This is a genomic window from Sphingomonas sp., from assembly GCF_035555815.1.
Classification (GTDB): Bacteria; Pseudomonadota; Alphaproteobacteria; order Sphingomonadales; family Sphingomonadaceae; genus Sphingomonas.
The window spans coordinates 1-9,063 of the sequence record NZ_DATMGG010000188.1 but is presented as its reverse complement, the minus strand read 5'-3'; the positions used below and the strand labels follow the sequence as shown (position 1 = coordinate 9,063).

The 9,063-nt window shown below is 70.5% G+C and carries 11 protein-coding genes; 4 read left to right on the top strand and 7 right to left on the bottom strand.

The window, feature by feature from the left end; translation table 11 throughout:
- Positions 1–356 (bottom strand): tRNA (adenosine(37)-N6)-dimethylallyltransferase (locus VNR91_RS10870; RefSeq protein WP_325490788.1); only part of this gene is annotated, 356 nt, incomplete at its 3' end.
- A 129-nt stretch (positions 357–485) separates the two neighbouring features.
- On the opposite strand from VNR91_RS10870, the gene serB reads away from it, so the two are divergent.
- Positions 486–1,367 (top strand): phosphoserine phosphatase SerB, encoded by an 882-nt coding sequence (gene serB / locus VNR91_RS10865; RefSeq protein WP_325490787.1) that lies wholly within the window; start codon positions 486–488, stop codon positions 1,365–1,367.
- A 152-nt stretch (positions 1,368–1,519) separates the two neighbouring features.
- Here the strand turns inward: serB and VNR91_RS10860 are convergent, their stop codons facing one another.
- The gene (locus VNR91_RS10860; RefSeq protein ID WP_325490786.1) at positions 1,520–2,554 is read right to left on the bottom strand and encodes an SPOR domain-containing protein; all 1,035 of its coding nucleotides are present in this window, start codon (positions 2,552–2,554) and stop codon (positions 1,520–1,522) included.
- 178 nt (positions 2,555–2,732) lie between these two features.
- Here VNR91_RS10860 and VNR91_RS10855 point away from each other — a divergent pair, with 178 nt between their 5' ends.
- Genes VNR91_RS10855 through VNR91_RS10845 form a run of 3 tightly spaced genes read left to right on the top strand, consistent with a single transcriptional unit; the run spans position 2,733 to position 5,417 of the window.
- Positions 2,733–3,443: a ParA family protein gene (locus VNR91_RS10855; RefSeq protein WP_325490785.1), complete on the top strand. Its 711-nt coding sequence runs from the start codon at positions 2,733–2,735 to the stop codon at positions 3,441–3,443.
- Positions 3,444–3,445: 2 nt separating this feature from the next.
- A complete protein-coding gene (locus VNR91_RS10850; RefSeq protein ID WP_325490784.1) occupies positions 3,446–4,048 on the top strand; it encodes a hypothetical protein in 603 nt (200 codons plus the stop codon).
- A 10-nt stretch (positions 4,049–4,058) separates the two neighbouring features.
- Positions 4,059–5,417, top strand: coding sequence for a tetratricopeptide repeat protein (locus VNR91_RS10845; protein ID WP_325490783.1), 1,359 nt, complete (start codon positions 4,059–4,061; stop codon positions 5,415–5,417).
- A 140-nt stretch (positions 5,418–5,557) separates the two neighbouring features.
- On the opposite strand, the gene VNR91_RS10840 is transcribed toward VNR91_RS10845, so the two are convergent.
- From VNR91_RS10840 to ruvX, 5 genes are all read right to left on the bottom strand, one after another.
- Entirely contained in the window at positions 5,558–6,769 is a 1,212-nt protein-coding gene (locus VNR91_RS10840; RefSeq protein ID WP_325490782.1) for a dihydroorotase, read from the bottom strand.
- Positions 6,766–7,755 carry an aspartate carbamoyltransferase catalytic subunit gene (locus tag VNR91_RS10835; protein WP_325490781.1) on the bottom strand — a complete coding sequence of 330 codons (990 nt, stop codon included), beginning with the start codon at positions 7,753–7,755 and terminating at the stop codon, positions 6,766–6,768. The genes VNR91_RS10840 and VNR91_RS10835 overlap by 4 nt, the downstream gene beginning before the upstream one ends.
- A gap of 45 nt (positions 7,756–7,800) precedes the next feature.
- Complete coding sequence (locus tag VNR91_RS10830) at positions 7,801–8,100, bottom strand: transcriptional regulator (protein ID WP_325490780.1); 300 nt, start codon at positions 8,098–8,100, stop codon at positions 7,801–7,803.
- Complete coding sequence (locus VNR91_RS10825) at positions 8,097–8,537, bottom strand: hypothetical protein (RefSeq protein WP_325490779.1); 441 nt, start codon at positions 8,535–8,537, stop codon at positions 8,097–8,099. Before VNR91_RS10825 ends, VNR91_RS10830 begins: the two co-directional genes overlap by 4 nt.
- Before the next feature lie 81 nt (positions 8,538–8,618).
- On the bottom strand, positions 8,619–9,063 hold a 445-nt coding region (gene ruvX, locus VNR91_RS10820), incomplete at its 5' end, for a Holliday junction resolvase RuvX (protein ID WP_325490778.1).

The window sequence follows — 9,063 nt, the reverse complement described above, 5'->3', positions numbered from 1 at the left end:
ATCGCGGGCACCGGCGCGATACCGTCGAGCAGCGTGCGCAAATACAGGCCGGTGCCGCCGACCAGGATCGGCAGCCGGTCGTGTTCCACCGCATCGGCGATCGCGTCGCGCGCCTCGCCCGCCCAGCGCGCGGCGGAATAGTCGGGATCGGCGCCGTCGACATGGCCGAACAGCCGGTGCGGGGCGCGCGCCTCCTCTTCGGGCGAGGGCCGGGCGGACAGGACGCGCAGATCGGCATAGACCTGGCTGGCGTCGGCGTTGATCAGCGTGCCGGCGTTGCGCTCGGCGAGCGCAAGCGCGAGCGCGGACTTGCCGCTGGCGGTCGGCCCTGCGATGAGCGCGAGCGTTGGTTTCATGCCGCGCACTCTGTCCGTCCGTGCTGAGATTGCCCAAGCACCGTCCTTCTTCGCGCGAAGAAAGAACGGCCCTTCGACAAGCTCAGGGCGAACGGGGCGGGGGCAGGTCGTTTCGCCAGGGGTTCGAATTTGTTCATCGCGACGCTGATAGCAGCCGGACGGCTGAATGCGGGAGATGTATCCGACGCGGTCGATCGGCTGGCGGCGGCGGGCTGCGCGCCCGGCGGCTGGCGCTGGATCGACGCGGGCGACGCCGCCGATATTCCCTTTGCCCAAGGTCCCGATCGCGCGCGCGCGGCGCTGGAGGACGCGTTCGCTGGCACCGACGTCGCGGTGCAGCCGGCGGCGGGGCGGGCCAAGGCGCTGCTGGTCGCCGACATGGATTCGACGATGATCACCGTCGAGTGCATCGACGAACTGGCCGATTACGCGGGGATCAAGCCGCAGATCGCCGAAGTGACCGAGCGCGCGATGCGCGGCGAGCTGGATTTCGCGCAGGCGCTCGACGCGCGGGTGGCGCTGATCGAGGGGCTGGAGGAAAGCGCGATCGACCGCTGCCTGGCCGAGCGGGTGCGGATCATGCCGGGTGCGAAGGCGCTGGTGCGGACGATGCGCGCGCGGGGCGCGTTGACGGTGTTGGTGTCAGGCGGCTTCACCCGCTTCGCCGATCCGGTGGCGGCGGAGATCGGATTCGACCGCGCGATCGCCAACCGGCTGGTGATCGTCGAGGGCCGGCTGGACGGCACGGTAGGCCGCCCGATCGTCGATTCGTCGACCAAGGAGGCGACGTTGCTGGAGGCGGTGGCGGAGCGCGGGCTGGCGCTGGAGGCGACGCTGGCGGTGGGCGACGGCGCCAACGACCTGACGATGATCCGCCGCGCCGGGCTGGGTGTCGCCTATCACGCCAAGCCGATCGTCGCGGCCGCGGCGGGGGTGCGGATCGACCACGGCGACCTGACCGCGCTGCTATGGGCGCAGGGGATCGCGCGGGGGGAGTGGGCGGAGGAGTAGCCGTCCTCACTTCACCTCGTCACCCCTGCCTTGTGCCGGGGGCCGCGACGCCTCGGGCGCCGCATTCTCGACCTCTTTCCTCGCGCCTGCCGTCGGGTGGGTGCCGGCACAAGGCCGGGATAACGAGAGGGCTATGAAGGTTTAGCCGGCCCCTACTTCCGCACTGGTACGCACTCGCTGCCGGCGCGCTTGATCGTGGCGCAGGCCTTCGCCGCGTCGGCGTTGCTCGCGAAGGGGCCGACCTGGAGGCGCGTCAGGCCGCCTGCCGGCACGAAATAGGATGACAGCCCGCCGACCGCGCCCTTGCGCTGGAGCGTCGCGAACAGGGTCCGCGCGTTGCCGGCGTCGCGGAAGGTGCCGAGCTGCGCGCGCCAGCCGCCGTCGACCGGGGCGGCGCGGGGCGTGGGAGTTGGCACCGGCGGCCGCGTGCGGGTCGGGGCGGCCGGCTGCGGACGGGGCGAGGTGCTGTCCATCGGCGGCGCATCGCGCGCGACGGTCGACGGCGGCAGCGCGGCGGTCTCGATCGGGCGGGTCGGGCGCGTGGCGGTGGCGGGCGCGGTGCCGCCGGCGATTTCGGTGGGAAGCTGCGGGCGCTGGGCGTCCGCCTCGTACTTGCGCGCCAGCTCGGTGCCGCGCTGTCGGTCCGACAGGCTGATGTAGCTGTCCATCTGCGCCAGCGCGCTCGAAGCCTGCGGCAGCCCGGCCGCCGACGCGCGCTGGGTCAGCGCATAGGCCTTCACCCAGTCGCGCTGCACCGCGTCGCCGTTGAAATACATCGTGCCCAGGACATATTGCGCGCGCGGTTCGCCCCGCGCGGCCGACTTCTCCAGCCACGGCAGCGCCAGGTCGCGCTTGTTGTTCTGGAACAGCGCGAGGCCGTAATTGTCCTCCGCCTGCGGGTGGCCCTGTTCGGCGGCCTTGCGATACCATTGTTCCGCCATCGGCAGGTCGACCGGCACGCCGCGCCCGAGCTTGTACGCCTGCCCCAGGTTGAACTGCGCATCGGAATCGCCGGCGACGGCGGGACCGCGCCATTCGTCGACCGCCTTCTTGTAATCGCCGCGCGCCCAGGCATCGACGCCCGCCTTGACGTCGGCCATCGCCGGCACCGCGAGACAGGCGGCCACCCCCGCTATTCCCAACCACGCACGCTTCATCGCCGCTTCCCGTTCGCCCTGATCGATCATGAATATCGTCCTTGCCCCGATATTGGCAAAGCTTCTCTTAAGCACCGCTGGATCGTCGCGGGACAACGTCGTCGGCCGGCCAATTTAGCGCCTAACAACGGCGGGCGGGACATTAACCACTTCTTATCGGAAGGCGTGCCAATTCTGCGACCATCAACAGATGGGCTCAGGGGTGGCAATGCGCGTACTTGCGATGGCATCGCAGAAGGGTGGGTCCGGAAAGACGACACTTTCCGGGCATCTCGCCGTACAGGCGCAACTCTCGGGTGCAGGCCCGGTTGTGCTGATCGATATCGATCCGCAGGGATCGCTGTCCGACTGGTGGAACGAGCGCGAGACCGAATTCCCGGCCTTTGCCCAGACCACCGTCGCGCGGCTGGCCGCCGATCTGGAGGTGCTGCGCCAGCAGGGCTTTCGGCTGGCGGTGATCGATACGCCGCCGGCAATCACCATGGCGATCCAGAGCGTGATCGCGGTGGCGGAACTGGTGGTGGTTCCGACCCGGCCCAGCCCGCACGACCTGCGCGCCGTCGGCGCCACGGTCGATCTGTGCGACCGCGCCGGCAAGCCGCTAATCTTCGTCGTCAACGGCGCCACGCCCAAGGCGCGGATCACCAGCGAGGCGGCGGTCGCGCTGTCGCAGCACGGCACCGTCGCGCCGGTCACGCTGCACCACCGCACCGATTTCGCCGCGTCGATGATCGACGGCCGCACCGTGATGGAAGTCGATCCCAAGGGGCGTTCGGCCGGTGAGGTCGACGCGCTGTGGAGCTATATTTCCGACCGGCTCGAGAAGAATTTCCGGCGCACCGTGTTCGCGACGCCGGCCGCCAACGGTTTTGCCGCTCCGCGCGGCGCAGGCGGGTTCGGCCGCCGGGTGGTGAGCTGATCATGGCCGGCGCTTTTGGAAAACCGACGGCGTCGCTGTCGTCCGGCCTGCTCGCCCGCAAGGGCCAGGCACGCCCCGCGATGAAGCCGCAGGGCTATCACACCTCACTCAATCTCGAGGATCTCGGCTGGAACGACATGGGGGAGGCGCCCGATGCCTATCCCGCGCCATTGCCGCCGCCAGCCCCGGTGCGCCCGCTGACCGCCAACGTCGCGCCGCTGGAGGACGCGCCGGTGCCGCAGGTGCTGGCCCAGCGCGAGGTACTGCGCGAGGAATATCCGCCGCTGCCGCCGGTCGAACTGCATGCCGAACCGGAAGCGGCGCCCGAATCCGCGCCGGTGGTGGAGACCCCCTCGCCCGTGCTGGTCCGGCCGGTCTCGCTCGCCACTGCTGCGCGCATCCGCCGCGAGGTTCGCACCAGCAAGCCCAAGGTCGCCTTCACGTTGCGGCTCGACGCGGATCGCCATCTGCGGCTGCGGCTGGCGTCGGCGTGCCGCAACCGTTCGGCGCAGGCGCTGGTCACCGAGGCGCTCGATGCGTTCATCGCTTCGCTCCCGGAAGTGGAACCGCTGATCGATCAGCTCAACGGGTCCGGGAAGGCTTGAGGGGTCCATCATGACGTTTCGCACCACCATCGCCGCCGTCACGCTCGCCGGGGCCACCCTGGCCGGGGGCATCGCCGCCACCGCCGCGGTCGATACCGGCGCGCCGCGCCGCGCCGCCGACGAAGCCAAGGCCGCGTCCAGGGCGCTGGCCGGGCACAAGATCGACAAGGCGGTCGCCGCCGCGGAAGCCGCGGTCGCGCTCCAGCCGCAAGAGGCGCGCTATCGCGCCCTGCTCGGCCAGGCCTATCTGATGGCGGGACGGTTCGTGTCGGCGTCGGACGCGCTGAAGGATGCGCTGGCGCTTAATCCGGCCGACGGCGCCGCCGCGCTGAACCTGGCGCTGGCGCAGATCGGCACCGGCAACTGGGCGACCGCGCGTGAGACGCTGGCCGCACACGAAGCCAGCATCGCCCCGGCCGATCGCGGGCTGGCGCTGGCGCTGGCCGGCGACCCCGGCACTGCCGTCGCGATCCTGACCGCCGCCGCGCGCGGACCGGAATCGGATGCCAAGACCCGCCAGAACCTCGCGCTCAGCCTGGCGCTTGCCGGGCGCTGGCCCGATGCGAAGTTCGTCGCCGGGCTGGATGTCGCGCCCGACCAGCTCGACAAGCGGATCATGCAATGGGCCGCGTTCGCGCGCCCGCAATCGGCATCGGATCAGGTCGCCGCGCTGCTCGGCGTGACGCCGATCGAAGATGGCGGCCAGCCGCAACGCCTCGCGCTCAACATCACCACGCAGGCGATGGCCGCGGTGGCGCAGGTGGTCGATCCGGTCGATGCGTTCAGGGCGGGCAATGGCGATGCGGCGAAGGTCGCTGCCGTCGCGGTGGCTACCCCTTCCGTGGAAACGCTGGCGGAAGGCGACGCGCCTGCGCCTGCGCCTGCGGTTACGGACGTCGCCTCTGTCCGCACCGTCGCGCCAACTGCGGGCGTGGTGTTCGGGCCGCGCGCCGAAATCGTCCAGTCGCTGCCGTCGCGCGCCAGCCGGCCCGCGCCGGTGCGCGCCGCCGCGCGGATCGCGCCGGACAAGCCGGTGCAGGTTGCCGTGGCGCCGCGCGTTCCGGCCAAGGGCAGCTTCTACGTCCAGCTCGGTGCATTCGAGAACGGCGCGGTGGCGCAGGACAAATGGGGCCATATGGTCCGCCGCAACGCCGCGCTGGCATCGCTGACCCCCGCCGGGGTGCAGGTGACGTCGGGCGGGACGAGCTTTTACCGGCTGTCGGTCGGCGGGTTCGCGCGCGGCGACGCCGATCGGCTGTGCGCCACCGTCAAGCGCGCGGGGGGGCGTTGCTTCGTCCGCGTCTCGACCGGCGATGCGGTGGCGAGTTGGGTGCGCACCGGCGGCGGCGTGCAACTCGCCGCGCGCTGAGCGTCCAGTCAATCCGGCCTCACCCCGGCCGCGTGCCGGAGTGGGCCAAGCCTGGATCGCTGCCCGCTGAATTTCGGCGTTTTCCCCGCATCGCAGCGCACCCCGGCACCGGCCCGGGGCGACTGGGCTGAGCGGAGTTCTCAGCCCTTCGCGGGGATTTCCTTCCCGCCCTTGAACATCCGCAGCACGCGCCCCTGCACCGGCAGGCCGTCGAACGGCGTATTGCCGATCGCCTCCGCGTCGATCGCCCAGGGTGTGCCCTCGTCGAACAGGATCAGGTCGGCGGGCTTGCCGGGCTCAAGCGTGCCGGCGTCGAGACCGAGCACGCGCGCCGGATGCGCGGCGAGCAGCGCGAACAGCCGGTCGAGCCCGATCTCCGCATCGCGCGCCAGCCCCAGCGCCAATGCCAGCAACGTGCGCGTCCCCGCCGCGCCCGGCGCCGAATCGGCGAAGGGCAGGCGCTTTTCCTCCGGCCCGCGCGGATCGTCGCCCGATGCCAGCACGTCGATCGTGCCGTCGGCCAGCGCGGCCATACACGCCCGGCGATCCGCTTCGGCGCGCAGCGGCGGGGAGAGGTGGGCGTAGGACCGGAAATCGCTGACCGCGATATCGGATAGCATCAGGTGCGCCGGCGTGATGCCGCAAGTGACGGCGACGCCGCGCCGCTTGGCCGCGCGGATCAGGTCGAACCCCGCGCCGGTGGTAACCTGACGGATGTGCAGCCGCGCGCCGGTATCCTCGGCCAGCATCAGATCACGCGCGATCGCCAGCGCCTCCGCCACGGCGGGGGCCGCGGGCAGGCCGAGCAGAGTCGCGGTGAGGCCGTCGGTAGCGACCGCATCGCCGGTCAGGCGGGCGTCCTCGGCATGGCTGACCACGGTCAGGCCGCAATCGCGGGCATAGGCCAGCGCCTTGCGCATCAGCCCCGAATCGCCGATCCAGCGCCGTCCGGTCGCCACCGCGCGCGCGCCGGCCGAGGCGTTGATCGCCATTTCGGCGAGATCGACTCCGGCCAACCCCCGCGTCGCGGCGCCGAGCGGATGGACCCACAGCTCCGGCTTGCCCATCGTCGCGGCGCGGCGGATGATGCCGGGATCGTCGAGCACCGGCGACTGATCGGGCATCAGTCCGACGCGGACCACGCCGCCGTCGCGGCACGCCGCCTTGTCGACCGCGAACGCGCCGAGATCGACGATGCCGGGCGCGAGCGTCCGGCCGGCGCAATCGATGATCGTCGCCCCGGTCGTATCCTCGCCCGCCGCAATAGCATCCCCGTCAATCACCAGCGTGCCGGTGCGGATGCCGCCGGCCGGGCAGACGATCTTCGCGTTGGTGAAGGCGGTGCGGCTCATGCCCAGCCCTCCACGCCGCGTTCATTGCGGGTCAGCACGTCGAGGCAGGCCATGCGGACAGCGACCCCCATCTCGACCTGTTCGGTGATCGCGGATCGGGTAGCGTGATCGGCCACCGTGGAATCGATCTCCACACCGCGATTCATTGGCCCGGGATGCATGACCAGGGCATCGTCCTTCGCCCGCGCCAGCCTTTCCAGCGTCAGCCCATAGCGGGCGTGATATTCGCGGGTCGACGGGATGAAGCCGCCCGACATGCGTTCGTTCTGGACGCGCAGCATCATCACCACGTCGGCCCCCTCCAGCGCGGCATCGAAATCGGTGAAGGGGGTGACGCCGAAATCCTCGATCGCGGCGGGCATCAGCGTCGAGGGCGCGCAGACGCGCACCTCCGCCGCCAGCGCGGTGAGCGCGAGGATGTTCGAGCGGGCGACTCGGCTGTGCAGCACATCGCCACAGATCACCACCCGCTGCCCCTCGACCCGGCCACGGCGGCGGCGGATGGTCAGCGCGTCGAGCAGGGCCTGGGTCGGGTGCTCGTGGCGGCCGTCCCCGGCGTTGAGCACCGGGCAATCGACCTTGTCGGCGATCAGTTGCACCGCCCCGGACGCCATGTGGCGGATGACGATCACGTCGGCGCGCATCGCGTTGAGCGTCACGGCGGTGTCGATCAGCGTTTCGCCCTTCTTCACGCTCGATTGCGCGGCGTGCATGTTGACGACGTCCGCCCCCAGCCGTTTGCCGGCGATCTCGAACGAGAGAAGCGTGCGGGTCGAGTTCTCGAAAAAGGCGTTGATCTGGGTCAGGCCCGCCAGCCGTCCGTCGCCCTTGGCGCGGGTGCGGTTGGATTCGATCCATTGCTCGGCTTCGTCGAGCAGGAACATGATCTCATGCGGCTGCAACCCGGCGATGCCGACGAGGTGCCTGTGTGGAAACGCTTCACGCCCGTGGAGGAGCGCGGCGGGACGGTGATCGGACGGTGACATTAAAGCGTTCCGCTACCCTGCGCGGCGGCGGGGGGCAAGCGGGCGTCACCGCGTGATGGCAGCGGACGCGAGTTTCTGGAGCGCCTTCACGTGCGTGGCGAACGCCTTGGCGCCCAGCGGCGTGAGCGCCAGCCAGGTCCGCACGCGACCGCCGGTCGTGGCCTTGCGGACTTTCACATAGCCGGCGCCGTCAAGCTGGCGCAGGTGTTTGGACAGCACCGAATCGCTTACCTCCAGCGCGTCGCGCAGCAGCGCGAACTCGACCTCTTCGGCGGAGGAGAGGATCGCGCAGGCCTGAAGCCGGGCGGGCGCGTGGATGACCGGATCGAAACCGCTCGCGTTCATCGCTGCGCTCGCTGCTCGCTGTCATACAACCGTTCCCACAGCCAGTCGCAGAACACGGCGACCACGAACGCGAGCAGCGCGCCCTCCCACGGGGGGATCACGCCGAGGCCCAACGTCGGGTTGGTGGCGACAAGGATCGCCAGCAACAGCACGAACTGCGGCACCGCGACCCATAATGTTCTCCCGGAACGGAGCCCGTTGACCCAACGGCCGGTCGCTGCGCGCCGCCAACGATAGACGGCGAAGCCTGTCCCGATGAGGCCGACGACGCTCAGGCCGTACCAGGCCTGTGGCAAGCCCTGCGCCGCCGCCCAGGCAGCCATCAGCGCGCCGACGATCAGGTGATAGTAGAATGGGAGCGGTTTGAGCTCGCTGGCCCTGATCCGTGCCGCCCGCATCGCGGCAAGGGCGTCGGCGGCATCGCTCGGTTCGGTCATGGTGGCCATCCTTTCCAATGTGGAAAGTGATTTATGCCTGACTTTCCAACTTGGCAAGTATAAACTTTCCGACATGGCAAGTCAGTGATGGGCCAGCGCGTCGATGGCCGCTTGCAGGATGTGCGCGGCGGCGAGGCTGTCGACCCGTTCGGCACGCTTGGCGCGGGACAGGTCCTGCTCGATCATCACCCGTTCGACCGCGACGGTCGACCAGCGTTCGTCCCACAGCAGGATCGGCAGATCCCAGTCGGCGAGGTTGCGGGCAAAGGCGCGGGTCGACTGGGTGCGCGGCGAATCGGTCCCATCAAGGTTGAGCGGCAGCCCGATCACCAGCCCCTTGACCGATTGAGGCGCCAGCATGGCGGCGAGCGCGACCTTGTCGGCGGTGAACTTCGTGCGTCGGATCAGCGGGGCGGGGGAGGCGAAGCTCCACCCGGCATCGCACAGCGCGGTGCCGATCGTCTTGGTGCCGACGTCGAGGCCGAGCAACCGCCCGCCCGTCGGCAGCGCCGCGCGAAAATCGACA